The 462-nt window shown below is 66.7% G+C and carries 1 protein-coding gene; it reads right to left on the bottom strand.

Annotated elements, in window-relative coordinates; all coding sequences use genetic code 11:
* The coding region (locus G9373_RS45660) for a molybdopterin cofactor-binding domain-containing protein (protein WP_167121410.1) at positions 1-462 on the bottom strand (462 nt) is incomplete at both ends.

Raw genomic sequence — 462 nt, forward strand, 5'->3', positions numbered from 1 at the left:
TCCGGCCATACAGCGCCGCCGTCAGGCCAAAGATGACCGCGCTTTCCATCTGCTGCGCAACGATGCCCGGGTTGACCACCGTGCCGCAATCGACTGCGCACACAACGCGATGCACGCGTGGCTTGCCGTCTTTCATCGACACCTCCACCACCTGCGCGACCACGGAGCCGAAGCTCGGGTGCAGCGCAATGCCGCGCGCACGCGGTGCGCCGTCAGCGGCTGGTGCCAGCGGCTGCCCCCAGCCGGCGGCCTGCGCTGCCGTGTCCAGCACCTTCAGCTCGCGCGGATGGTCCTTCAGCAAGTTACGCCGCATCGCCAACGGGTCAAGCTTGGCCGCGGCCGCCACCTCGTTGAGAAAGCCCTCCATGAAGAACCCGTTGTACGAATGCCCCACGCTGCGCCAGAAGCCTACGGGAACCGGCAGATCGACTGCCAGGTGCGCGATGTGCTCGTGCTCGATTT

Source organism: Rhodococcus sp. A14 (assembly GCF_011603105.1).
Lineage (GTDB): Bacteria > Actinomycetota > Actinomycetes > Mycobacteriales > Mycobacteriaceae > Rhodococcus_F > Rhodococcus_F opacus.